Below are 25,997 nucleotides of genomic sequence, written 5' to 3'. Positions count from 1 at the left end.
GCAAATCAGAGCAATTGGTCTGGTTTGCTTATTTGCATTCACGGGTGTATGATACTAGGGTTATGTTTATAGTAGTGACTTCTCAGAATTGCAAGATAAAAGAACGGATTTTCTTTTGGATTTTGACAGAAGCACTTCACGATATCACTAGGAGGAAATTTATTTGAAGTTTACAGATTTTGAGTTATCGGATGATTTGCAAAAAACCATCAAAGAAAGTGGTTTTGAGGAACCTACCCCGATTCAAGCTCAGACAATTCCCCATGTTTTGGCTGGCAAAGATATTATTGGTCAGGCCCAAACAGGAACGGGAAAAACAGCCGCATTCGGCTTACCTATTTTAGAGCATGTTGATGTAAATGACCCTAATGTACAAGCATTAGTTGTTTCACCAACGCGTGAACTTGCCATTCAAACACAAGAAGAACTTTACCGTTTAGGTAGAGCAAAACATGTTAAAGTGCAAGTTGTATATGGTGGTGCCGATATTCGTCGCCAAATCAAGAATTTAAAGAGCCATCCCCAAATTATTGTTGGGACACCTGGTCGTTTATTAGATCATATTCGTCGTCATACAGTTAAATTGGAGCACGTCCAAACATTAGTTTTGGACGAAGCTGATGATATGTTAGATATGGGATTCTTACCTGATATCGAATCTATCATTTCCGAAACACCAGCCGATCGTCAGACTTTATTGTTCTCAGCAACAATGCCACCAGCTATGAAAAAGATTGGTGTTAAGTTCATGACGGATCCAGAACAAGTAACGGTTAAATCAAAAGAATTAACTACTGACTTAGTGGATCAATATTATATTAAATCAAAAGAATTTGAAAAATTTGATATGTTGACTCGTATTTTGGATGTTCAGACACCCAAATTAGCTTTGGTGTTTGGTCGTACAAAGCGTCGTGTTGATGAAGTTTCCCGTGGATTAGAAGCTCGTGGCTATAATGCTGCTGGAATTCATGGTGATCTTACCCAACAACGTCGTTCTAGTATTTTACAAAAGTTCCGAAATGGTCAAATCAGTATTTTAGTTGCAACTGATGTCGCAGCTCGTGGACTTGATATTTCGGGAGTTACCCATGTTTATAACTATGATATTCCCCAAGATCCTGACAGTTATGTCCATCGAATTGGCCGTACAGGCCGTGCCGGAGCACATGGTGTTTCAGTTACTTTTGTAACTCCTTGGGAAATGGATTATCTTCGTGATATTGAAAAGCTTATTAAGAAGCGCTTGCTTCCACTTAAGCCACCAACAGATGACGAAGCTTTACAGGGCCGTATAAAACTTGCTGAAGATGCTATTGATACTCTTGTTAAGAGCACGAAGGAAGAAAAATTCAGTGATCAGACCAAGGAATTGCTTGAGAAATACACACCTGAACAATTGGCTGCAGCCTTACTTAATAGTGAGACCAAGAGTGATTCAAGCCAAGTTAAGGTAAAAATCACACCTGAACGCCCATTACCAAATCATAAGGGCGGCAAGGGTCATGGTGGTGGCGGCCATCGTGGCGGTGGTTATCGTGGTAAGCGCCGTAGCAACAGTAGCAGCAGCTATCGTGGCGGTCGTGGTAATAACCGTGATAATTATGGCAAATCATCAGATCGTAGCCATGGTAATTACAAGAAGAATAATAGTAATGGTAGCAATAACGGTGGAAATCGTCATTCTTCATCGAATCGTAAATTTACCATTCGCGAACATAATTAGAAATTAATTGATGTTTAAAATAAAAAACGATTATTTGAACGCTCTTTATGAGAGTGTGGGATAATCGTTTTTTTGTAGTTATAAAAGGGTAATTCGAAAATGAAAAAAATTCATTTTGCCTTGAGTAAGATGAGTTTTACTTTCTATTGGTTACGATTTACACTTAAAAAGGTTTGTGATCGCGTGTTTTTTAATTTTAATCTCTTACACTATCTATGTGATTCAAAGATTCTAGCCGCTTTTTTGATTCTATCTGTTAACATAAAGTTAACTTTACTTTGGAGATGAGCCCATGATTTATGGAACAGGAATTGATTTGACCGATATTGATCGTGTAACTGAAGTGCAAGCACGGTTACCCAAATTTGCAGAACGTGTTTTGACGCCGCAGGAACTTAAGGTCTACCAAAAATATACAGGAACACGTGCAAGTGAATTTTTGGCCGGCCGTTTTTCCGCTAAGGAATCATATAGTAAAGCACTTGGCACTGGAATTGGTTCCGGAGTTGGATTTCAAGATGTTGAGATTTTGGATGAAGCTTCTGGACGCCCCAAAGTTAAGCGTCAGCCTTTTGATGGAATTGCACACGTCTCTATTTCACATACCGAGCACTATGTGATGACCCAAATGATTTTAGAAAAGAAAGGGTAATTTTTTATGAATGCAGGTACACATCGTCCAACAATTATTGAAGTTGATGCACAAGCAATTCGAGAAAATATTCATCAAGAATTGGCGAGAATGGATAGAAAAAGTGATTTGTTTGCGGTGGTCAAGGCAGATGGTTATGGGCACGGATTAGTCCAAGTTGCTAAATTTGTATCCGAAGCAGGTGCCACTGGATTTTGTGTTGCCATTTTGGACGAAGCACTCGAACTACGGACGGCTGGTTTTACACAACCAATATTGATCCTGGGAATTGTGGAACCAAAATATGCCCAGTTGTTGGCTGAACAAAAGATATCCGTTGCTGTAGGAAGTTGTGATTGGCTTAAAAAAGCGGCTCCGTTTGTGCATGGCGATGAACCAGTCCGAGTTCATTTGGCTTTGGATACAGGAATGGGTCGGATCGGATTTCAAGATCAAGATGAATTAAAAACAGCGCTAGATTATCTGCAAACTCATTCAGATCAGTTTTTATTTGAAGGAATTTTTACTCATTTTGCTACGGCAGATGAAACGGATGATCAGTATTTTAAATTGCAACTTTCGCGATTCAACGCATTTATGGATGTTTTGCCTCAACGTCCGCGTTATGTTCATGTTGCCAATTCAGCAACGAGTTTGTGGCATAAAGTTTGTGAAGGAAATATGATTCGATTTGGAATTGCGCTATATGGGATGAATCCATCTGGGAAAGCACTCTCTACGCCATATAAACTAAAACCAGCTATGGCGGTTACTTCTGAATTAGTATTTACCAAGCTTTTAAAGAAGGGCCGATCAGTTGGTTACGGGGCAACCTACACAGCTCAGCAGGATGAATGGATTGGAACGTTACCAATTGGCTATGCAGACGGATACCCGCGTTGTTTACAAGGATTTCATGTGCTTGTAGATGGCCAGAGCTGTGAGATTGTCGGGAGAATTTGTATGGATCAGTTGATGATTCGTTTACCCCATGATTATACAGTTGGTACGAAAGTGGTACTGGTTGGTAAGAGTGGCGAACAAGAAATAAAAATGGAAGATGTGGCGGAAGCAGCACATACCATTAGTTACGAAATTGCATGTGGTTTTGCTCCACGAATTCCACGAATTTATCTTCATGAGGAGAAATCTTAACAAAAGTGTTACCATTTAGTGCTAAAACGTGATATAGTAATGGTAATTCACGAGGATAGACGATGGGAGTTTTGATCATGGAAAATAAAAAACAAAATTTGATTGTAACTAATATTGCAACTAATAAGGATGTAACTGTGAGTCACTTACAGGCTTATTGTGATTTATTTGGCGTGAGTCAGGATGAAGTTTCCGATGATATGGTAAAAAATTATTTTGCGAATCATCAATTCGATCGCGTTCAAGAGTTAATTGATGGCTATGCTAAAATGGCTAATTTGAACGAGCAGATTGTGCATGAATTTCAAGCATGCGATGATGAGTGTTTTAACGAATTCTTGAGAAATTAAATAGGGGTGACAAACGTAATGAGTGAAGCCAACGTTAAACGTGGCGACATTTTTTATGCTGACTTGTCTCCTGTAGTTGGGTCTGAACAGGGTGGTTTGCGCCCTGTTTTAATTGTCCAAAACAATATTGGTAACCACTATAGTCCTACTGTGATTGTGGCAGCTATTACTGCTAAAATACAAAAACCAAAAATGCCAACCCACGTTGGAATTACAGCTGCAGAGACGGGTGTTGAACGAAATTCGGTTATTTTGCTAGAACAAATTCGAACAATTGATAAACAACGACTTAAAGATCAGGTCGGACAATTGGCTGCTAGCAAAATGCTTGAGGTAGATACAGCCTTAAAAGTGAGTGTCGGCCTGGCTGAGAATGTTCAACATACATAGAAATTGTTAAGACATCATATATATAAAGAAAAGGTGGCACTGAGTTATTGGTGGCCATCTTTTTTATTTTTTGGAGGTATTTTTATGGAAATTAAGTTGGAACGTATTTATACAAAGCCCGCAGATTTATCGGGATATCGTGTCTTGGTTGACCGATTATGGCCACGGGGGATTTCTAAGGTTAACGCTCAGTTAGATTGGTGGGCAAAAGAAATAGGACCAAGTACCGAACTAAGAAAGTGGTTCGATCATGATCCTAAAAAGTTTGAGGAATTTTCCAAAAAGTATGAAACAGAACTTAACACAGCAGAATTTAGTACGGAATTTATGACACAGATTAAAAAGCAACTGCAGACCCAAGACGTAATTTTTTTGTACGGGGCTAAAGACGAAAAACATAACCAAGCAGTTATTTTGAAAACGTACGTTGAAGCTAAACTTGCAGATTAGTCAAAAAAGTAGGACATTTGATAATCTGCCACAAAAATGCCGTTAATGAAAAATTCGTCTTTTAAAATTCCTTCGGTTTCAAAACCGTGTTTTTGATAAAAACGGATGGCGCCAGGATTTGTACCTAACGCTCTGAGATGTAATTTATGAACGCCGGAATCCTGGGCAAATTTTTTAAAGTGTTCCAGTAGTTTGCCACCGATCCCGTCAGATTGATGGGCAGGATCAACACCTATTCCGAATGTCCATGTGTATTTCGATGTTGGTTTTGAAGAGGCAGGATGGTAATCAATTGAACCTACCGGAAGATCATTAATGAGTGCAACGATTGTATTGTTACTAGAATGATCCTTAAGGTAATCCTGGGCCGTTGAATAATTAACGTCGACGGGGGTATTGTTAGAAGTCCAAATTTTGTTTTCAATTTTAAATAACGATTCTGCGTCAGATTGACAAAAAGGCCGGATCATTAATGTGTTTTTCATAGAAGCCTCCTGAATTAGTAATGATTTTATGATATCATAAAAAGGTTCGTGGTTCGCAATTATCCCACACAAAAAAACTAAGGAGGTATTTCTAATGACTAATCATCAGACGAAAACCTGGATTATTAATGCAATGGTAGCGGCATTGTATATTGTATTATCATTATTAGTTGGTATTTTGAACCTTGCATCTGGTGCAATTCAGTTTCGAATTTCTGAAGGGCTAAATCACTTGGTTGTCTTTAACAAAAAATATATTTGGGGAATCGTCGCGGGTGTATTGTTATTTAATGCGTTCGGACCTGGTAATTCAATTCCTAATGTTATTTTTGGAACAGGACAATCCTTATTAGCACTATTGATTGTGGCATATATAAGTCCAAGATTGCCAAAAATGTGGCAAAAAATGGCATTAAACACCATTTTGTTCACAGTATCGATGTGTTTGGTAGCATTAGAGTTAAAACTGACGTTAAATCTACCATTTTGGTGGACGTATTTCACAACGGCAGTTTCTGAATTAATCATCATGACTATCACAGCACCAATTATGTATTATCTAGATAAGTTTGTGCACTTTAATCAACGAATTGAAGAAAAGTGAGTGAGTGGAACAAAACGTTAAAGCCCAATGAAATAAGGAAACCGGAAGTGGGATCGTATCCCGCTGTGAGGTTCACTTATTTCATTGGGTTTGTTTTGTGCAGCTGTCCTCAAAATGAGTGAGTGGAACAAAGCGGTTAAACCTCGAAATATAAGAGTGACGGCGGTGGGATCGCAATCCCGCCAGAGGTGCACTTAGATTTTGTGGTTTGCTTTGCGGAGCTGTCCTCAAAATAATGAGTGGAACAAAGCGGTTAAACCTCGAAATGTAAGAGTGACGGTAGCCTAAATAACCTTATTCCCCACGTTTTAGACATAAAGTTCGAAAACATAAAAAAGAGGCTGAGAAAAGTATTTTTTCTCAGCCTCTTTTGATTCTTAAATATGATCATAGGACTGTAAATCTTCAATTTCAGGAACGCGGAACTCTTTTCGCTCAAGATTATCAACAATCCGGTCAAGTTTTTTCTTGCCCACACCAGAAGGTAATGTGAAGAGTGTTCGGTGAACCAGCTCGCCACCTTGAGCATCTAATGACATAACACTCGCGATTGACGTATATTTAGTGATGATTTTAGCCATTGAAGCTAAATCGCCACGTTCGCCGATGGAAACAACGGTCAATACATAACTGCCGACGTTAACATTCCATGATTGAGATAACATGTCTAACAAACGGGCATGAGTTAAAATACCATAGAAATGATTATTATCATCTAAAACAGTGATGTACGGTAAATCTTTGATGGAGAAAAAAACATTAAAAAATGCTGAGTTCACGGAAATGAATTTGGTTGCATTTTTTAATAGCGTTGTCACAGGTAGGCTCATATCGCCGCCTCGTGATTTATGCCGATAAATATGCATTTTATAAATATTCCCGCGGAATAATTGCCGGGTTTCATCTAAGATAGGCACACAACGAAAGCCTGAATCCTCAAGAATTTTTAATGCTTCCTCCAAAGTTGCGTCTTCACGAATGGTGGTTAGACGTTCCTTGGGTTTAACAAGTGATTTTAAGAGCATAACAACATCCCTCCAACTGAATAACTAAATAAAAGTAATCTTCACAGACCTAATAATAGCATGTTTTCAAAAAGAGTGCGATAAAATAATGAGAGTTCTCATTATTCTATCGCATTCTTTTAAGAAATCTCGTTAAAAAACGATAACTGGGGTTCCTAATGCAACGAGCTTATAAACTTTAGGCATGACAGACGGTGGTGTGTTGACACAACCATTTGATCCATGGGTTTTATACCAGGTCCCGCCAAAAGTTGGTTGCCAAGAAGCATCATGAATACCAATACCGGTATCATCAATTGGCATCCAGTAACTAACTTTGGATGCATAGGCGGTTCCATCAAGCTCGTTTCCTCTTAGTGTTGTATTCCGCTTTTTTGCCCATACGGACCAAACACCAGTTGTAGTGGTTTGTTTGGGTGGCAAACCAGTTACAACGTTGGTTTTTAATTTTAATTTTCCGTCTACATAGATGAACATTTTTTGATTTTTCTTATCAACTTCAACATAGGTATTTCCAATAATTTGTTTTTTGGTATTATAACCGGTTCCTTGAATAACTGGTTCACGTTCAAAACTTTTGCCTTTAAGAATTTCTTGGGTGAGGGCTGTTGTTTCATCGGCAATTTTGATGCTCCAGCCGTAAAAACCGCCGCTAACTTTTACAGTACCTCGGAGTGTGCTCTTAAACGTCTTTGTTTTTCCGTAAGTTTTGTACTTATTATCTATTTTTGTCACATAAGCCTTCACAAGTCTCTGGTTTAGGGAAATTTGATTATTGTTATAGGTAATCCATTTAGCAAGATCAGATGTAGGAATGGTGACTTTATGACCACCGACATTAATAACCGCTTTTTCGTTAACAATCTCCTTAACTAGCTTTGCGTCAGTGGCAGTTTTTGCAGAAGAATTAGCTTGCGCTGTTTTATAAACTGAAGAGTCTAACTTTAAGGCAGTTGCCCCATTAGTTAAAGCTTTTTTGAGACTGGTTGCTAATTTGGTTACATCAACTTGATTTCCTTGTTTCGCATCAGTTGTCGTTACTTTGCCATTGCTCACTTTAAGGGAAGCTGGTGTGCTAGCGGTTCGGTTCTGATTTAACTTAGCAGTTTCTGTAGCAACTAATTTATTAAATTGGCTGCTATTTACAGTCGTGCTAGAAAACTTTGTTGTTTTACTGGCTTCAACGCTACTTACGAGATGCAGTGGCCAGGACCAACTGGTTTGGTTATTTAGTGCAGATTTTAGAGAAGAAGAGTGAAACGTAAATCCAGTCTGATTCGTATTAAAGCTTGTGAGAATCTTGCCATTTTGTGTAATAGAAAATTTGCGATTAGCAAGTTGCTTGTTGATCAGCGTTGAAGCTTGATGGGCAGTTTTGTTACCAACATTAACGCCAGCAATTTTAGTGTTTGGTAAAAAACGATTGTTGGAGTCAAAGTGATAAGCGCCAATTCCGTAGATAATTGCTAATAAAATAATAAAGAGGCCAATGAAGCGCCATGAAGGTTTAGATTTGTGTCTCATTTAATTTCTCCTTGTCACTAATTTATAGTTCCATAACTTAAGATACCAAAAAAGTGATAAAACTACAATAGTGGTTTTTACTTTAATTCAAGTTGGAAAATTTGCAGATAAAAAAATCGATAACTCGCCGAAAAGGAATTTCGCGAATTACCGATTTTAATGGATGTTTTGTTAAGTTTAACTTTATTTTTCTAAGTTAGCCAAACCATCGTTTAAAACTTTTTTCAAAGTCTTAGCAGATGCAGCCATCTTTTGTTTCTCATCAGCATTTAATGGCGATTCGATCACACGTGCCAAACCAGAACCATTAATAACAGCTGGTGTACCGATGTAAATGTCTTTCAAACCGTCATATTGGCCATCCATGTAAGCACCAACGGGGAGAACAGCATTTTCATCACGTAAGATTGCTTTTGAAATTCTTGTTAAAGCAGTTGCAACACCATAGAAGGTTGCGCCCTTTTTGTTGATGATTTCGTAAGCTTTGTTACGAACATCATCTTCAATTTTAGCAAGATCATCAGCTGTAACGCCTTCTTCTTTAGCAATTTCAAGCAATGGCTTTGTACCGATTGTTGCTGCTGAGTAGCCAGCAAATTCGGAATCGCCATGTTCGCCCAAGATATAAGCATCAACAGAAGTAGGTGAAACATTAAATTTCTTACCAAGTGCCACACGTAAACGAGCAGTATCCAAAGAAATTCCTGAGCCGATAACCTTTTCCTTAGGGAATCCTGAGAATTTCCAAGTAGCGTAAGTTAAGATATCAACAGGGTTAGCAGCAACCAAGAAGATACCATCGAATCCTGAATCAACAACTGGTTTAACGATTGTTGATAAAATCTTCAAGTTCTTGTTTACAAGGTCTAAACGAGTTTCACCAGGTTTTTGAGGTGCGCCAGCTGTAATAACAACTAAGTCAGCATCCTTACAATCTGAGTATTCACCAGAATAGATATTCTTTGGTGAAGTGAATGGGATTGCATCTTCAAGGTCAAGTGCATCTCCTTGAGTACGATCCTTAATGACATCAACAACGACAAATTCTTCGGCAATTCCTTGTTGAGCCATAGCAAATGCATAACTAGAACCAACAGCGCCATCGCCAACTAAAACAACTTTTTGATGATTTGGTGTATTAGACAATATAATAACATCCTTTCAATTTATAATTTCAGTACAAGTATAACACGTTACCCTTTAATTTCGTATTTAGTAACTCATATTTATTGAAAAATGTTGTTAAATATTTAGATTTTAATTGCGACGAAAAAAATTTGGTTCAAAGCTTCTTGTGAGGAGCTTCAGTTAATGGAGAAAAACACTGTAATTTTTCTTGATTTGAGGATCCAAAACTGCAACAAATAGGCGAATATGCTACAATTGGGTAATTGTTAAACGGAACGCTGAACAGATTAATTCTGTTCGGCCATTTTGTCTGTTTCAGATAAAAATAATGGGAGCGTAATACAAATGAAAATGATCGTTGGTTTAGGAAATGTTGGTGCAAAGTATGACGGGACACGCCATAATACAGGATTTATGGTGGTAGATGAATTTGCTCGTGTTCATCAGGCTACTTTTTCTAAACATCAAATGGAAGCGAGTCTGGCAACTACTGTTGTGAATGGCGAAAAGATCTTATTGGTAAAGCCCTCAACTTATATGAATGATTCGGGAAGGGCAGTCCGTCCTTTGCTAGATTATTACAAAATTGATATTGCTGATCTGATCGTTGTGCATGATGATATGGATTTGCCAGTTGGTAAAATCCGATTTCGGCAAAAGGGAGCAGCTGGTGGTCATAATGGTATTAAAAGTTTAATTGCTCATTTAAAAACACAAAATTTTGATCGTTTAAAAGTAGGGACGGATCATCCTCAAAAAACAACCGTAGTTAATTATGTGCTGAGTAAGTTTACAGCCACGCAACAACCTTTATTTGATGAAAGTGTTGATCATAGTGTTAACGGATTGGAAGATTGGGTGAATGGGATGTCCATTGCTGATCTAATGAATAAGTACAATTAAAAGATTAAAAGGGGGATCACTATGAACATTCAGGATTTCTTTGCCCAAAGTCATGAAGTCCAACAAGTTCTCAGTGCTACGAATCCTGACAGTCGCCAATTAGTCACGGGTTTAGTTGGATCCGCAAAGACGCTTTTATTAACTGAATTACTTAGTCATCAAAATGCGCCTATTTTAACAATTTCGGATAATCTATACCACGCGCAACAATTAACCGATGATTTGCAAAATATTCTTGAAGAATCCCAAGTTCATTTGTTCCCGGTAGAAGAAACAATTGCGGCATCGGCAGCTACCAGTGCCCCTGTTTATCGTGGGCAACGCACTGAGTTCTTACACGCGTTGATTACGAATGAACCAGGAATTTATGTCACTTCAGTGTCAGGATTGCGCCGATTTCTTCCGCAAAAAAAGGTTATGCAACAGGCAGTTCTTGAAGTTAGTGTTGGCAAAGAGTTTGAGCTGACAGAGCTTGAAGACCAATTGGTGGATATGGGATTTGTGCGAGAAGAAATGGTTGCACGACCAGGAGATTTTGCGGTGCGGGGCTCAATTGTGGATATTTATCCATTAAATATGGATTACCCTGTGCGAATTGACTTCTTTGATACCGAGGTTGATTCATTACGTTACTTCGATGCAGAAAACCAACGAAGCGTTAAAAATATTGAAGCCGTGACAATCTTGCCGGCAACGGACTTTATTGTGACAAAGGCTATGCTGGAAAAAGGCATTGAAAATTATCAAAAAGCAGTTAAAAGCGAAAAAAAGCGTTTAGAGTCCGATAATGATATTCAACTTTTGGATTCACAGGCTGAAACGATTTTGGCCAGGTGGCAAGATCGAAATGTGCAACCGGAAGACATTGTCCTTTCTGACTATCTTTATGATGAAAAAGATAGTTTGTTGGATTACATGGATGAAACCGGGGTCCTTGTTTTCGATGACTATTCTCGAATCTTGGAAGCCGAACGTGATCTGCAAGATGATGACGCCGAGTGGGTAGCAGATAAACTAAAAACGCATCAGGTCATTTCAAATGAAAAATTTGGATTTGAAATTCGCAAATTAATCAAGGATCACAATCAGGCTCAAATTTTGTTATCTTTGTTTCAAAAGGGCCTTGGACGCTTAAAATTAGATCAACTGGTGGATATTAGAACGCGGGCAATGCAAGAGTTTTATGGACAAATGCCCGTTTTAAAGACAGAAATGGATCGTTGGCAAAAGCAGGAACAAACAATTGTTGTTCTTATTCAAAAGAAGGAGCGTTTGGATAAGGTTAGTTCTACGCTCCGAGATTTTGAGATTTCAGCGGTTGTGGCCCGTGATCAGGAAGTGCAACCCAAGGCAGTTACCATTTTGCAAGGGCAGTTAGCAAGTGGATTTGAATATCCAGAGTCTAACTTAGTTGTTATTACTGAGCATGAACTGTTTGCAAAGATCCCGAAGAAGCGGCCAAAACGCCAAAAAATGGAAAACACCCAACGACTCAAAAGTTATACAGAGTTAAAGCCGGGTGATTTTGTCGTACATGTGAATCACGGAATTGGCCGGTATACAGGGATGACCACAATGCTTGTAGATGGAGTTCATCAAGACTACATCACAATTCAGTACGCTGGGAGTGGCAAATTATTTATCCCCGTGACTCAGCTGAATTTAGTGCAAAAGTATGTGGCTTCTGAAGGTAAACATCCGCGTTTAAATAAATTAGGTGGCAGCGACTGGTCCAAGACCAAGCGTAAAGTGGCAGCCAAAATTGAAGATATTGCCGATGAATTGGTTGATTTGTATGCGCAACGAGAAGCAGAAAAGGGATACGCCTTTTCAAAAGATGACGATTATCAACGTCAATTTGAAGACGATTTTGCTTATTCTGAAACGCCTGATCAGTTGCGAAGTGTCGTTGAAATTAAGCACGATATGGAACGGCCTAAACCAATGGATCGCTTGTTGGTCGGCGATGTTGGGTATGGAAAAACTGAAGTTGCTTTAAGAGCAGCCTTTAAGGCAATTGAAGATGGTAAACAAGTTGCCTTTTTGGTACCGACAACCATTTTGGCACAACAACATTATGAAACAATGATTAATCGTTTTAGTGGTTATCCGATTTCAGTAGGGGTGTTATCCCGTTTCCGAACGAGACCACAAATCAAAGAAACTTTGGATGGGTTACAAAATGGAACCGTGGATATTGTGGTAGGAACCCATCGGTTATTATCAAAGGACGTTAAGTTTCAAGATTTGGGTCTATTAATTATTGATGAAGAGCAACGATTTGGGGTTAAACACAAGGAAAAGATCAAGAGGCTCAAATCTGACGTTGATGTTTTAACTCTGACGGCCACGCCAATTCCACGGACACTTAACATGTCGATGATTGGGGTTCGCGATCTTTCTGTTATTGAAACGCCACCAACTAACCGGTATCCCATTCAAACATATGTAATGGAAGAAAACGCCGGAGCCATTCGCGATGGTATTCATCGTGAATTACAGCGTGGCGGTCAAGTTTTCTATTTGCATAATCGGGTTGAGGACATTGAAGAAACGGTTAGTCAGGTTGAAGCATTGGTTCCAGAAGCAAGTGTGACTTACATTCATGGCCAAATGTCGGAAAAGCAAATGGAAGGCGTTTTGTATGACTTTGTTCAAGGCGAGTACGATGTGCTGGTGACGACCACAATTATTGAAACTGGTGTGGATATTCCGAATGTGAACACATTGTTTGTTGAAAATGCGGATCATATGGGATTATCACAGTTGTATCAGTTACGAGGTCGAATTGGGCGGAGCAGCCGGGTGGCTTATGCATACTTTACGTATAAACCTAATAAAGTCCTCACTGAGGTTAGTGAAAAGCGTTTAGAAGCGATCAAAGATTTTACGGAGTTAGGTTCTGGTTTTAAAATTGCGATGCGGGATCTATCCATTCGTGGGGCCGGCAATTTGCTTGGGCAACAGCAACATGGATTTATTGATTCAGTTGGGTACGATTTGTACACCCAAATGCTGACCGATGCAGTGAATCAAAAACAAGGCAAAAAAGCTAAGGTCGCAACCGATTCAGAAGTTGAACTGGGTGTGGAAGCTTATTTACCAAGTACGTATATTGAAGATCAACGACAAAAGATTGAATTGTACAAACGAATTCGTCAAATTGAGAATCAAGACCAGTATGTTGAGATTCAAGAAGATTTGATTGATCGGTTTGGCGAATATCCAATTGAAGTTACTAATTTGCTTGCAATCGGGCAGCTTAAAATGTTGGCCGATGAAGCTTTGATTGAAAAGATTCAACGTCATGACGATGCGATTCAAGTTACCTTATCGCCGCGGGCTACTGGTAAGTTACAGCAAGCTGATATCTTTGAGGCATTATCAGCCACAAAACTGCGCGCGATGGTCAATGTTGACGGTGGTAAAATGCAGATTAAATTAGTGATTCAACCAAAAATGCAGGAAAAAGATTGGTTAGCGCAATTAAAAGAATTCGTGGAAGCATTGATAAAAAAAGTGGCGTAGTTTAAAGGAGGACACTCCCGTGCAAAATAAAAAGATGAAAAATGCGATGCAAGGAGCGTTTATTTTAACCTTCGCGTCACTGGTGGCAAAGGTGTTAAGTGCCGTTTATCGAATTCCTCTCCAAAATTTAGTGGGTAACACCGGTTTTTACGTCTATCAACAAATATATCCGATCTATGGGATTGGGATCACGTTTGCGCTGAGCGGCTTTCCGGTTTTTGTTTCTAAATTAATTGCTGAACAAGAAACTGAAATACAGAAGGTTAAAATTGCGCGGCGAGCATTTGTTATTCTGAGTGGTATTTCACTTGTAATTGTTATCTCATTGTTGAGCTTTGCTCCTGAGATTGCTGGTGGAATGGGAGATGCTGGGCTTACACCTTTGATCCGCTGTGTTTCGTTAATGTTTATTTTCATGCCTTTTCTGGCAGTTGGGAGAGGCTATTATCAAGGGATTTTTCAGATGATTCCCACGGCCCGCTCACAAGTAATGGAACAGGTGGTCCGCGTAGCAATCATTATTGGTGTGGCCTACACAGCAGCTAGTCAAAATTGGAACGTATATCGAATGGGCACCTGGGCAATGTCAGGAGCAGTCGTGGCTGCAATTGTGAGCACTTTATACTTTTTACGATTATTTCGGAAAAAAATATTTGCACCCTTACCAAGTCAAGCTGGTGTTTCGTTAGAGCCAGTTACTAGCTACTCAAAATTAGGCAAACGGTTTTTGATAGAGGGTGGCACAATTTGTTTATTTGCAGCCATTATCATTCTGTTGCAGTTAATTGATTCGTTTACTGTGAAAAATGGGCTGGTAGCAAGTGGTGTGTCTAATGGAAACGCAAAGGCACTAAAAGGAATTTACGATCGTGCTCAGCCCTTGGTTCAGTTGGGGTTAGTGGTGGCAACTTCATTTTCAACCACCTTATTGCCGACCTTAACCAAGGCAGTTCAAAAGCATAATCGTTACGAGTTTAAAAGAACCGTTCAATCAATGTTGCACATTAGTTTGGCAATTTCGGTTGCCGCAACGGTAGGGATGATCACCTTGCTTCCTCAAATTAACCGGTTATTGTTTGGAAATACCGAAGGAACCTCCGCAATCATGATTTATGTGATCGCTGTGATTTTAGCTGCCCTAATTGCGACTTATAATAGTGTGCTCCAAAGTGTGAATGTTTTCAGACCGGCAATATTGGCCTTTTTTACAGGTTTAGGTGTGAAATTAGTTTTCAACCGGTTGGCAGTGACCAAGTATGGAATCAACGGTGCTAGTTTAGTAACGGTGCTCAGTTTGGCCGTGATTCTGATTTGCATGCAAATTGGTAGCCCAGATTCTTTGAAGGATAACCTTAAACTAGATTGGCGATTCTTCGCAAAATTGGTACTTGCAAGCGGAAGTATGGCACTGGTGGTTAATTGGAGTAAACTGGTGTTGCTGGGACTGTTTCCTGATGTAGGTCGAATAGAATTAGGAATTATTGTTGTGGCTGTGGTTTTATTGGGTGGCTTAACATTCATTGGGGTTGCCATTGGTGTGCGTTTGTTCACGATTCGCGAATGGTTAACCATTCCATATGGAAAGAAATTACTCAAAAAAATAGTTAGATAACGAGGATTTTCAAAAAAGTAAATTACTTTTGGATAGCATTATTAGGGGAGAAGGCACAAAAATGATTCCGGGTACTGCTATTAAAAAATTTAGTCCATCGAAATTAGGTAAACTGCCGTCCTCCGGCTCACTTGGCCTGGAACGGGGTGGGCACGATTTGAAGCCAAGCAGGTCACTTGTCTTCAAACTCGACCTTTATCTAAACGATAAATCGCTAAGATAAATTTTACCCCTGAGGCCAAAACGCCTACGAACTGGGGAAGTTGTTGTCTATAGATAATTCGTACGAGCACCTCCATAACAATCTTTGTGTTAAATATAATTAATTTTAAAACTTGAATCAGTCTGGAAGAAAATGGGCTCAGTAGTGTCATTTATCTTAACGATTTATCGTTTAGATAAAGGCCGAGCTTAGAGATGTGAATTTCAGCTCTAAGTCGTGCCCACTACGTTCCGGCCCAGATTTGCTGGAAGACGGCATCTGAACTAATTTGATTGTTATTAACTCTTTTGTATCAGGTAATTAGGTGAAGCTTAGTACTTTCAACCCTTAGTAGCATTACGATAACTAAATAGAAACGAGGAGAACAAATGCGATTAGATAAATTTTTAAAAATCTCGAGAATCATTAAACGACGTTCTATTGCCAAAGAAATTGCAGATCAGGGACGGATTACAATTAATGGGCGCGTAGCGAAATCATCTACCAATGTTGTTGTGAATGACAAGCTTGTGATTAAGTTTGGAAATAAAACGCTGACGGTTCGGGTCGATGCATTGTTAGAGACAACTAAAAAAGATGATGCAGAACGCATGTTTACAATTTTGGCGGAAGATTACGAGAAAGATTATCGAAAATAAATTGTTTGGGCGTTAGCTTTCTCAACCAATTTTAAAAACCAAAATAAATGGGGTCAGGTTTCCACTTTGTGGTTGCTTGGCCCCATTTTTAGTGCATAGGAAACCACTTACAAAATTTAATGAAATCTTTGCTACAAAGCCATGGACAGGTTTCTGAGAGGTTGTTATAATTACAGGTAGAAATAGTAAAAATCAAAAGTGGGGTTGCATAAATGGCGAGTAATGTGAACGATATTAAGAAACAAAATACAATAGCTACTGAAAAAATAAGCAAAATTCGTACAGCTCGTTTACATCGCTTTTATATTATTATGGGGATCTTTATTGTTTTTGCCGGCATCCTTTCCTTCCAACTCATCCATACGCATTATGAAAGGGCGCAAGTTGAACAACAAATTAGTACAAGTAAAAAACATTATACAACTGCTAAAAATCAAAATGAAACTTTAGATGTCCAAGTGAAACAATTAAATAATGATAATTATTTACAAAAGTTACTTCGGGAAAAGTATTATTACAGCAAGTCGGGTGAAATCATTTACAGTTTGCCTTCTGATCATTCTGAAGATGTGAGTCAAAAATAAAATTTAATTTTTTAAAAGACCAATTATTTTGAAGCTCGTTATTTCAAAAATATAATTGGCCTTTTTTATTGGTCAGCTTTGCTTCTGATTTTCTCGCACTCAACGTTAGGTGGTGCTATACTAATTACACATAGTCTAAGGAGGAAGTACTTTTTTATGGCAATTGAAGTTGGGTCAAAAGTATCTGGTAAAGTTTCTGGAATCACTAATTTTGGGGCGTTTATTGATTTAGGCGATCACAAAACAGGATTAGTTCACATTAGCGAAGTTTCCAACAAGTTTATAAAAGATATCCATGATGTTTTAACTGTTGGGGATACGGTCACAGTCAAAGTTCTGACAATCGGTGATGATGGCAAGATTGGACTATCAATGCGTAAGGCCGAGGATCGGCCAGAACATGAACATGAGCATCATAGTCACTCTGAACATGCTAATCATTCGAATCATGCAGGACATACTACTAATTCGCATTATTCTTCAAAATCAAGTTCTCATTATCAGGGACACAACAATAGTCATCATGAAGCACCAAAGGATTTTGATTCCTTACTTTCTGGATTCTTGAAAGATAGTGAGGAGCGCCTTACAACCTTGAAACATAATACTGAAGGCAAGCGTGGCGGTCGTGGCGGTCGTCGCAGTTAAATTAGTAAGATAAAGTATAGGGTCTGATTCAAAACATTTGTTTTGGTCGGGCCTTTTTTAAAAAGTTAGAAGGTGAAGTCACGTGAAGAGCCAACTCCAAGATGAATTTAATTTAGCGATTCGTGATTACCAATTAACACCAAAAACGGTGGTCGTCGTTGCTGTTTCGACGGGAGTAGATTCGATGGTGTTGCTCACGCTGTTGGAAAATCTTCCATTGGCCAAACGGCCTAAAATTGTAATTGCCCATGTAAATCACAAATTAAGGAACCAAAGTAGTGAAGAGCAGGCGTTCATTGAAGCTTACGCTAAAGCACATCAGTTAAAGCTGGAAATTGAAGTTTGGCCAGTTTCAAAACATCCCAAAACGGGAATTGAAAATGCGGCTCGAAAAATTCGTTACACTTTTTTTGCGAAAGTTGCTGATAAATATCAAGCACAATTTTTATTTACGGCTCACCATGCTGATGATCAAGCTGAAACGTTTTTGATGAAGTTAGTGCGTGGCGGATCGCTTCAACAATTGCAAGGAATTGGGGTGCGACAATTAACAAAACACACGCAAATTCAGCGTCCACTCTTAAATTTTGCTAAGACTGACATTCGTGAGTTTGCAACTGATAACCATGTGAAGTGGTATGAAGATGAGACCAATACAGATCAAAGCCTTACGCGAAATCGAATGCGAACAGAAATTGTGCCAAAACTTAAGCAGGAAAATTCAAAGTTTTTGGCACATGTTCAAAGTTATGAAACACAACTTCAAAGGCTGTTGCGGGCCACATCACAACATGCAGATGAACTTGTTAAACAAATTATGAGCAAGGATGGGTATCAAACCGAGGCCTTTTTAAAGCTGAGTCCGGAATGGCAAGATTTGGTTTTACAAGAAATTGCTTTGCAGAAACTTGGGGCAGGCAAATTGACAGATTCTCAGCGGATAGAAATCTTGCATCTTTTACATAATCAACAAAAACCAACCGCGCAGATTCAGGTCTCTTCTCAGATGCTTTTTTCAAAAAATTACGCCCAATTTGGCTTTTTTCCTGCAAGTGAATTGCGAGAAAAAGGCCAAGCACCTGTGTATTCTATGTTAAAATTAAATCAATGGCATGATATTGGAGAGTACGGGACGGTTGGATGGTTTGATGCCAACAAAATATCTCAGGATTTAGTAAATGCCGATCAAGTAATGAAACTTAGTAAGAACCAAATTAAAACACCATTTTTTGTGGGAGCTGGATCAGTAGATATCAAACTTCGCTTAAAAAATGGTGGCCATAAATCCATCCGTCGCGTGTTGATGGATGCTAAAGTACCGGTTTCAAAACGCAAAGGTTGGCCAGTATTAAAGGATGCCAATCAACAAGCAGTTTGGCTATTGGGAATTCGTAAGAGTTGGCTTGAAGAACCTTTTGACAGCCAGCAACAACAGTATTTCATAATCTGGAAAACAAATAATCTGGAGGAATTGAATTGATGAACGATGATATTGAACGTATTTTGTATAGTCAAGAGGACATTGCCAAAGCAGCTAAACGGTTGGGACAGCAAATAACGACGGATTATAAGGATAAGGTACCAGTTGTGATTAGTGTATTATCTGGGGCTGTTTTTATTACAACCGATGTTCTGCGCCAAATGGACGTTTACACACAGTTGGCGTTTATTGACGTTTCCAGTTACAATGGGGGAACAAAATCTTCCGGAGAAGTTCGGCTGGTAACTGATATTACTCAAAATGTCGCTGATCGTGACGTTTTAATTATTGAAGATATTGTTGATACCGGACGAACTTTGAAGTTTATTATTGACCTTTTAAAGCAACGCCATGCTAAAAGTGTTCGAGTTTGTACTTTATTAGATAAACCAACTGGACGAGTTTTAGAAGTTAAAGCAGATTATGTTGGTTTTAAAGTTCCTGATGAATTTGTCGTTGGGTATGGACTAGATTATAAAGGTGAGTATCGCAATCTGCCATACGTAGGTGTTTTGAAGCCTAAAATTTATCTGGATAAATAATTGGTCAAAATTGGTCAAGTGTGATATTATCTATCTATCGAAGGTAAAGCAGAGGTTTGCTCAGCATTCGTAAAACCGTTATCAAGGAGGATTCCAATGAATAAAAAAGGGAATAACAACGGACTTTTAAAAAACAGTTTGTTTTATATCGTTATTTTCTTGTGTATTGTGGGGATTATTTATTTCTTCACTGGACAAGGTAGTTCAACACAAACAAAGACGATTTCATCAAGTGATTTTGTGACCCAATTGCAAAAGAATAAGGTTAAGAGTTTTGAAGTACAGCCTACGAATGGTGTTTATAAAATTACCGGTAAATATCGTACTGCACAAAAGGCTTCTGCCCAATCTGGTTTATTCCCGGCGTCTGGTTCGAGTACTACAGTTGATAGTTTTACAGCAACTGTTTTGCAGAATGATTCTACGACTGCACAAATTACCCGAGCTGCACAAAAGGAAAATGTCAAAATGGACACAAAACCAGAGGCTTCTAACAGTTTCTGGGTCCAGTTATTAGTTACAGGAATACCACTTCTTATCTTCATCGTTTTCTTCTACATGATGATGAGCCAAGCCGGCCAAGGTGGCGGTGGCGGCAGCAAGGGTGTTATGAACTTTGGTAAATCAAAAGTTAAACCGGCTGATAAAAAGTCTAACAAAGTTCGTTTCTCTGATGTTGCAGGTGAAGAAGAAGAAAAACAAGAATTAGTTGAAGTTGTTGAATTCTTGAAGGATCCTCGTAAGTTTTCTTCGTTAGGGGCGCGAATACCGGCCGGTGTCCTCTTGGAGGGGCCCCCGGGTACTGGTAAAACTTTACTAGCAAAAGCTGTTGCTGGTGAAGCGGGTGTTCCATTCTACTCAATTTCTGGTTCAGACTTCGTTGAAATGTTTGTCGGAGTTGGTGCTAGTCGAGTACGTGATTTGTTTGATCAAGCTAAAAAGAATTCTCCTTCCATCATCTTCATTGATGAAATTGATGCGGTTGGTCGTAAACGTGGCAGTGGCATGGGTGGTGGCCATGATGAACGTGAACAAACGTTGAATCAATTGTTGGTTGAAATGGATGGATTCACGGGTAATGAAGGCGTGATTGTCATGGCGGCTACTAACCGTTCTGATGTCTTAGATCCAGCCTTACTTCGTCCCGGCCGATTTGATCGAAAGATCTTGGTTGGTCGTCCCGATGTTCGTGGTCGTGAAGCAATTCTGAAGGTTCATTCTAAAAACAAACCATTGGATAAAGATGTTGATTTAAATGAGATTGCAAAACAGACTCCAGGGTTTGTTGGTGCTGATCTTGAAAACTTATTAAACGAAGCAGCTTTACTTGCGGCTAGACGTAATAAGAAGGTTATCGATGCATCCGATTTGGATGAGGCTGAAGATCGAGTTATTGCTGGTCCAGCCAAGAAGAATGCAGTTGTTAACCCACTTGAACGTAAGACAGTGGCTTACCATGAGGCTGGTCATACAATTGTTGGTTTAGTATTGAATGACGCTCGTGTTGTTCATAAAGTTACGATTGTTCCTCGAGGTCGTGCAGGTGGTTATGCCATCATGCTTCCTCGTGAAGATCAGAACTTGATGTCTAAAAAAGACGCTATGGAGCAGATTGCCGGGTTAATGGGTGGTCGTGCTGCTGAAGAAACGATCTTTAATTCGAAATCTTCTGGCGCTTCTAATGACTTCCAGCAAGCAACTGGAATTGCTCGCGCGATGGTTACCCAATACGGGATGAGTGACAAGATTGGCCAAGTTGAGTTAGCAGCTCCTGGACAGTCGTACTATGGCGAAAGTGGTCCTGCATACTCTGAGAAGACAGCTGGAATTATTGATGATGAAGTTCGTCGTCTTACTGATGAAGGGCATCAAACCGCGTTGGATATCATTGCTTCACATCGTGAACAGCATAAGATTATTGCTGAAGCACTTTTGAAGTATGAAACTTTGGATGAAAAACAAATTTTGAGCTTGTTTAAGACTGGAAAGATGCCCGACAGTGGGGCAGCTTCTGATTTCCCAAGTGAAAAGGCAGCTACATTTGAAGAATCAAAACGTGAATTAGAACGTAAAGAAGCAGAACGTCATGCGGATGATGATAGCAAGGATGATTCAGATACCGATAAAGAAGATACACCATTGAATACACCAAGCGAACATGATACGGATGATTCTGGTAGTGAACATCGTTTACCAAGTTCTCATGATCAAAATTCTAGTGATTCTAAGAAAGATTCACAAGATGATCATTCAGACGATCACACAAATCTTTAAATTCAAACTATAAACAGTAAACTTTCTTTATTGAGAGTTTACTGTTTTTTGTAGCATTGGGTTGGTTTCAACCTTAAAATGTGTAAAAATATAAGATAGTGAAGAAAAGCTGAGGAGAAGATATGGAAGATTATTTAATAAAAAGTATAATTAATGACGGGATGTTCCGTGCATATGTGATTAACGGAACGAATCTTGTTCAGGAAGCACAAAAAAGACATGATACTTGGAGTGCAGCGACCGCAGCCTTGGGGCGTTCATTAGTTGGAACTACCATGCTGGCGGCTTCTTTACTAAAAGGTGAAGAAAAAATGACCGTTAGAATTAATGGTGGTGGGCCTGTTGGTGGGATCGTCGTTGACGGAAACGCAAACGGTACGGTCAAGGGATACTTGCAGCATCCACATGTTTCATTGCCATTAAATAAACGCCATCATATTGATGTGGGTAAAGCAGTTGGTAATCAGGGAACCCTTTCAGTCACCAAAGATATGGGACTAAAGGATCCGTTTACTGGTAAGGTTGGGTTGGCTTCAGGTGAAATTGGAGATGATTTCACTTATTACTTGGCGCAATCTGAACAAATCCCTTCTTCAGTTGGTGTGTCTGTTTTTGTGAATCCAGATGAAACTGTTGAAGTTGCTGGTGGGTTTATGATTCAAGTCATGCCGGGTGCTAGTGACGAGGCAATTAATCGATTACAAACAACGTTAACCCATTTACCACAGGTATCAGATTTGTTGCGGCAAGGGAAAACACCTGAAGATATTTTAAAACTAATATTTAGTAATGATAAAGTGAAAATTCTGGATAAAATGCCCGTTTCATTTGTTTGTGATTGTTCTAAGGATCGATTTGCAAAAGCAATGGCGAGCTTACCATCCAAAGAAATTAAGACGATGATTCAAGATGACCATGGTGCGGAAGTTAGCTGTCGTTTTTGTGGGAATAAGTATCAATACAGTGAAACTGACTTGAAGGCTATTTTGCTTAAGGCTAAGAATTGAGTTTCGTTTGGTGAGATATCAGTAGTGTGCTATGATAATTCTCATGATGTCAGCGATATTAGGACGGAAAAGGATTGTTTTCAAAGCTGACTTAGTGAAAGTAACTTAGACCACTTTTTATGAGGTGAAAAATATGGAATGGCAAATTGGTGATGTAAAAATTCCCAATCAAGTTGTTGTGGCACCAATGGCAGGCGTAACAAATTCAGCGTTTCGTCTGATTTGTAAAAAATTTGGCGCAGGATTAGTTGTTTGTGAAATGATTTCTGATCGTGGAATTATGTATAAAAACAAAAAAACGCTGAGTATGATGAATGTAGATCCACGTGAACATCCAATGAGCATTCAAATCTTCGGTGGAACTAAAGAAACGCTGGTAGAAGCCGCTAAGTTTGTTGACCAACATACGGCCGCTGATATTATTGATATTAATATGGGCTGCCCAGTGAATAAGGTTGTGAAAACGGAGGCCGGCGCTCGTTGGCTTTTAGATCCGAACAAGGTATATGAGATGGTTTCCTATGTAACAGATGCTGTTAAAAAGCCAGTGACGGTCAAGATGAGAACGGGTTGGGATTCCGATCATGTTTTTGCAGTTGAAAATGCGTTGGCTGCTGAACGTGCCGGAGCTTCAGCATTAGCTATGCATGGGCGAACTCGAAAACAAATGTATACAGGACATGCCGATTGGAATATTTTAAAAGAAGTTTCTGATCAACTTACAATTCCTTTTATGGGGAATGGTGATGTTCGAAGTGCTGAAGATGCTAAACGAATGCTTGATGAAGTTGGCTCCACGGCAGTTATGATTGGTCGTGCAGTTTTAGGAAATCCTTGGATGCTCCATCAAGTTTCGACCTATCTTGAAACTGGTGAATTGGTTGATGAACCGGAACCAGCTGAAAAGATCAGAATTGCAAAAGAACATTTGCATGGATTAGTGGAATTGAAGGGTGACTATGTGGGTCCACGTGAGTTTAGGACCCAAGCTGCCTATTATTTAAAGGGGATTTCGCATTCTGCGAGAACCAAAGTTGCTTTGAATAATGCTGAAACGGAAAAAGAAATGGATGATATCTTTGACCGATTTGCAGAGAAGCAGCAGGAACGAGAAATTAAACGTCAACAAATGGCAAGGTAAATATTCACTTGCTTTTTTGGTGCGAAATAGGCATCATAGATACGTGTGACTAACGGTAGAGGAGGATTTTTAAGTGGCAAAAAAAGAGCAGGACATGAATGATCAATTGAAGGTTCGTCGTCAAAAGATGCAAGATCTACGTGACAAGGGGATTGATCCTTTTGGACATGCATTTAAACGAACTCATTTGACTAATCAACTTCATGAACAATATGGTGACTTTGATAAAGAAGAGTTAGAAGAGAAAGATGTTCAAGCAACCATCGCCGGCAGAATGATGTCAAAACGTGGTAAAGGTAAAGTTGGCTTTGCTGATCTTAAGGATCGTAAAGGAACAATGCAGATCTATGTTCGTAAGGACACGGTCGGTGAAGATGAATATGCACTTTTTAAACAGGCAGATATAGGTGATTTTATTGGGATTACTGGCCAAGTTATGAAAACAGATATGGGCGAATTGACGGTTAAGGCAACAGATTTAACGTTCCTTACCAAAGCTCTTCGTCCACTGCCTGATAAGTACCATGGTTTGCAGAACGTTGAACAAATTTATCGCCAACGTTACTTAGACCTTATTTCTAATGATGATAGTTTTGATCGCTTTATTAAGAGAACTAAAATCATTACAGCAATACGTAAATATTTGGACAACCTAGATTATACGGAAGTTGAAACACCAGTTTTACATGGTCAGGCTGGTGGCGCTAATGCCCGTCCGTTTATTACGCATCATAATGCTTTAGATATTGATTTGTATTTGCGGATTGCCTTGGAATTACATTTAAAACGCCTAATTGTCGGTGGTATGGAACGAGTCTATGAAATTGGCCGTGTATTCCGGAATGAAGGAATGGATACGAAACATAATCCTGAATTCACGATGCTGGAAACCTATACTGCTTACTTTGATTTTCATGATGTTATGAATGAGACGGAAGGAATTTTCAAAGCGGCAGCTAAGGCAGTTTCGCCAGATGGAAAAATTACTTATCAAGGAACTGATTTAGACTTGGGTAAGGATTTTGAGCGGATGCACATGGTTGATGCTATCAAGAAGTATACGGGTGTCGATTTCTGGCCAAAAATGTCTGTAGAAGATGCACGCAAATTGGCTGATGAACATAAGATTCACTATGAAGACTGGTGGCAAGTTGGTCACATCATTAATGAATTTTTCGAACGATTAGTTCAAGACAAGTTGACACAACCTATCTTTATTTATGGTCATCCAGTTGAAATTTCACCTTTAGCTAAGAAAAATGCAGATGATCCTCGCTTTACAGATCGTTTTGAACTTTACATTAAGGGTAATGAATTTGGTAATGCATTTACTGAACTAAATGATCCAATTGATCAACGCGAGCGTTTTGAGGCGCAAGTTAAAGAACGTGAACAAGGAAATGATGAAGCAGAAGGCATCGATGAAGATTTCATTGAAGCTTTGGAATACGGAATGCCTCCGACTGGTGGATTAGGAATTGGAATTGATCGGTTGGTTATGCTTCTTACAGATGCACCATCAATTCGCGATGTAATCTTATTCCCAACGATGCGTCCAGAAAAATAAACATAAAATAAACTATTTGTTTTTTTGCAAATAGTTTATTTTTTTATTTTGTGAATGCTAATATATAGAAAATGATAATTATGATGATTAATTGTTATAAATAGAAATGAAATTTAAAAGGATAAAAAGAATAGTTCGTGTTTATTGAAAAAAGCTAAAAATGATCTTCTTTTAGGGATGAATTATTATGAATTTAGGTATTGACCAATGGACACTTTTTTGGTTATACTAGTAATCGTTGCTTAGGAGATGTGGTGTTAAGCAAAAGTAATTAAAAAAACTTTTCTTGACATGCTTAATTCTAAATGCTATTATTATATAGCTGTCAAAATTACTTGCATCTTTTTAACGGCGACATAGTAGACCTTTGAAAACTGAACAA

At 39.0% G+C, this 25,997-nt stretch carries 23 protein-coding genes and 1 riboswitch; of the genes, 19 read left to right on the top strand and 4 right to left on the bottom strand.

What is annotated here, in order from left to right:
* Positions 1-163: 163 nt before the first annotated feature.
* From cshA to IV84_RS02485, 6 genes are all read left to right on the top strand, one after another.
* On the top strand, positions 164-1,726 hold the full coding sequence (gene cshA / locus IV84_RS02510; protein WP_046871607.1) for a degradosome RNA helicase CshA: 1,563 nt from the start codon (positions 164-166) through the stop codon (positions 1,724-1,726).
* A gap of 292 nt (positions 1,727-2,018) precedes the next feature.
* The gene (acpS, locus tag IV84_RS02505; RefSeq protein WP_046871608.1) at positions 2,019-2,378 is read left to right on the top strand and encodes a holo-ACP synthase; all 360 of its coding nucleotides are present in this window, start codon (positions 2,019-2,021) and stop codon (positions 2,376-2,378) included.
* Between the two features lie 6 nt (positions 2,379-2,384).
* Positions 2,385-3,512, top strand: a complete 1,128-nt coding sequence (gene alr, locus IV84_RS02500) for an alanine racemase (protein WP_046871609.1) — start codon at positions 2,385-2,387, stop codon at positions 3,510-3,512.
* A gap of 77 nt (positions 3,513-3,589) precedes the next feature.
* Positions 3,590-3,862, top strand: coding sequence for a hypothetical protein (locus IV84_RS02495; RefSeq protein ID WP_141306217.1), 273 nt, complete (start codon positions 3,590-3,592; stop codon positions 3,860-3,862).
* 18 nt (positions 3,863-3,880) lie between these two features.
* On the top strand, positions 3,881-4,252 hold the full coding sequence (locus IV84_RS02490; protein WP_046871611.1) for a type II toxin-antitoxin system PemK/MazF family toxin: 372 nt from the start codon (positions 3,881-3,883) through the stop codon (positions 4,250-4,252).
* Between the two features lie 84 nt (positions 4,253-4,336).
* Positions 4,337-4,702, top strand: a complete 366-nt coding sequence (locus IV84_RS02485) for a DUF488 domain-containing protein (protein WP_046871612.1) — start codon at positions 4,337-4,339, stop codon at positions 4,700-4,702.
* Here the strand turns inward: IV84_RS02485 and IV84_RS02480 are convergent.
* Positions 4,699-5,187 carry a GNAT family N-acetyltransferase gene (locus tag IV84_RS02480; protein WP_046871613.1) on the bottom strand — a complete coding sequence of 163 codons (489 nt, stop codon included), beginning with the start codon at positions 5,185-5,187 and terminating at the stop codon, positions 4,699-4,701. The two genes, IV84_RS02485 and IV84_RS02480, sit on opposite strands and share 4 nt — an antisense overlap.
* A 42-nt stretch (positions 5,188-5,229) precedes the next feature.
* Positions 5,230-5,274, top strand: a riboswitch (PreQ1 riboswitch).
* Positions 5,275-5,281: 7 nt separating this feature from the next.
* On the opposite strand from IV84_RS02480, the gene IV84_RS02475 reads away from it, so the two are divergent.
* The gene (locus tag IV84_RS02475) at positions 5,282-5,791 is read left to right on the top strand and encodes a QueT transporter family protein (RefSeq protein ID WP_046871614.1); all 510 of its coding nucleotides are present in this window, start codon (positions 5,282-5,284) and stop codon (positions 5,789-5,791) included.
* Positions 5,792-6,168: 377 nt separating this feature from the next.
* Here the strand turns inward: IV84_RS02475 and cbpA are convergent, their stop codons facing one another.
* The 3 genes from cbpA to IV84_RS02460 all read right to left on the bottom strand — a co-directional run bounded on the left by cbpA (position 6,169) and on the right by IV84_RS02460 (position 9,486).
* Complete coding sequence (gene cbpA / locus IV84_RS02470) at positions 6,169-6,816, bottom strand: cyclic di-AMP binding protein CbpA (RefSeq protein ID WP_046871615.1); 648 nt, start codon at positions 6,814-6,816, stop codon at positions 6,169-6,171.
* 132 nt (positions 6,817-6,948) lie between these two features.
* Positions 6,949-8,340, bottom strand: coding sequence for a L,D-transpeptidase family protein (locus IV84_RS02465; RefSeq protein WP_046871616.1), 1,392 nt, complete (start codon positions 8,338-8,340; stop codon positions 6,949-6,951).
* A gap of 183 nt (positions 8,341-8,523) precedes the next feature.
* Entirely contained in the window at positions 8,524-9,486 is a 963-nt protein-coding gene (locus IV84_RS02460; protein WP_046871617.1) for an L-lactate dehydrogenase, read from the bottom strand.
* A gap of 327 nt (positions 9,487-9,813) precedes the next feature.
* On the opposite strand from IV84_RS02460, the gene pth reads away from it, so the two are divergent.
* The 12 genes from pth (at position 9,814) to lysS (ending at position 25,615) form a co-directional block, all read left to right on the top strand.
* Positions 9,814-10,371, top strand: coding sequence for an aminoacyl-tRNA hydrolase (gene pth, locus IV84_RS02455; protein ID WP_046871618.1), 558 nt, complete (start codon positions 9,814-9,816; stop codon positions 10,369-10,371).
* A gap of 21 nt (positions 10,372-10,392) precedes the next feature.
* Complete coding sequence (gene mfd, locus IV84_RS02450; protein ID WP_046871619.1) at positions 10,393-13,899, top strand: transcription-repair coupling factor; 3,507 nt, start codon at positions 10,393-10,395, stop codon at positions 13,897-13,899.
* Positions 13,900-13,918: 19 nt separating this feature from the next.
* Positions 13,919-15,511 (top strand): putative polysaccharide biosynthesis protein, encoded by a 1,593-nt coding sequence (locus IV84_RS02445; protein ID WP_371861584.1) that lies wholly within the window; start codon positions 13,919-13,921, stop codon positions 15,509-15,511.
* 591 nt (positions 15,512-16,102) lie between these two features.
* The gene (locus IV84_RS02440) at positions 16,103-16,372 is read left to right on the top strand and encodes an RNA-binding S4 domain-containing protein (RefSeq protein WP_046871932.1); all 270 of its coding nucleotides are present in this window, start codon (positions 16,103-16,105) and stop codon (positions 16,370-16,372) included.
* Between the two features lie 212 nt (positions 16,373-16,584).
* Positions 16,585-16,956 (top strand): FtsB family cell division protein, encoded by a 372-nt coding sequence (locus tag IV84_RS02435; protein WP_052694537.1) that lies wholly within the window; start codon positions 16,585-16,587, stop codon positions 16,954-16,956.
* 156 nt (positions 16,957-17,112) lie between these two features.
* Positions 17,113-17,604 (top strand): S1 domain-containing RNA-binding protein, encoded by a 492-nt coding sequence (locus IV84_RS02430; protein ID WP_046871931.1) that lies wholly within the window; start codon positions 17,113-17,115, stop codon positions 17,602-17,604.
* An 82-nt stretch (positions 17,605-17,686) separates the two neighbouring features.
* The gene (gene tilS, locus IV84_RS02425; RefSeq protein WP_052694536.1) at positions 17,687-19,084 is read left to right on the top strand and encodes a tRNA lysidine(34) synthetase TilS; all 1,398 of its coding nucleotides are present in this window, start codon (positions 17,687-17,689) and stop codon (positions 19,082-19,084) included.
* Positions 19,084-19,626, top strand: coding sequence for a hypoxanthine phosphoribosyltransferase (gene hpt / locus IV84_RS02420; protein ID WP_046871930.1), 543 nt, complete (start codon positions 19,084-19,086; stop codon positions 19,624-19,626). Before tilS ends, hpt begins: the two co-directional genes overlap by 1 nt.
* A gap of 96 nt (positions 19,627-19,722) precedes the next feature.
* Complete coding sequence (ftsH, locus tag IV84_RS02415; protein WP_046871929.1) at positions 19,723-21,900, top strand: ATP-dependent zinc metalloprotease FtsH; 2,178 nt, start codon at positions 19,723-19,725, stop codon at positions 21,898-21,900.
* Positions 21,901-22,022: 122 nt separating this feature from the next.
* Complete coding sequence (gene hslO, locus IV84_RS02410) at positions 22,023-22,907, top strand: Hsp33 family molecular chaperone HslO (protein WP_046871928.1); 885 nt, start codon at positions 22,023-22,025, stop codon at positions 22,905-22,907.
* Between the two features lie 133 nt (positions 22,908-23,040).
* A complete protein-coding gene (gene dusB / locus IV84_RS02405) occupies positions 23,041-24,048 on the top strand; it encodes a tRNA dihydrouridine synthase DusB (protein ID WP_046871927.1) in 1,008 nt (335 codons plus the stop codon).
* A gap of 94 nt (positions 24,049-24,142) precedes the next feature.
* Positions 24,143-25,615 carry a lysine--tRNA ligase gene (lysS, locus tag IV84_RS02400; RefSeq protein ID WP_100078178.1) on the top strand — a complete coding sequence of 491 codons (1,473 nt, stop codon included), beginning with the start codon at positions 24,143-24,145 and terminating at the stop codon, positions 25,613-25,615.
* Positions 25,616-25,997 lie beyond the last annotated feature (382 nt).

The sequence above is a fragment of the Pediococcus damnosus genome, from assembly GCF_001437255.1.
Classification (GTDB): Bacteria; Bacillota; Bacilli; order Lactobacillales; family Lactobacillaceae; genus Pediococcus; species Pediococcus damnosus.
The sequence above is the reverse complement of the archived record's forward strand: the minus strand, read 5'-3'. Positions and strand labels throughout refer to the sequence as shown.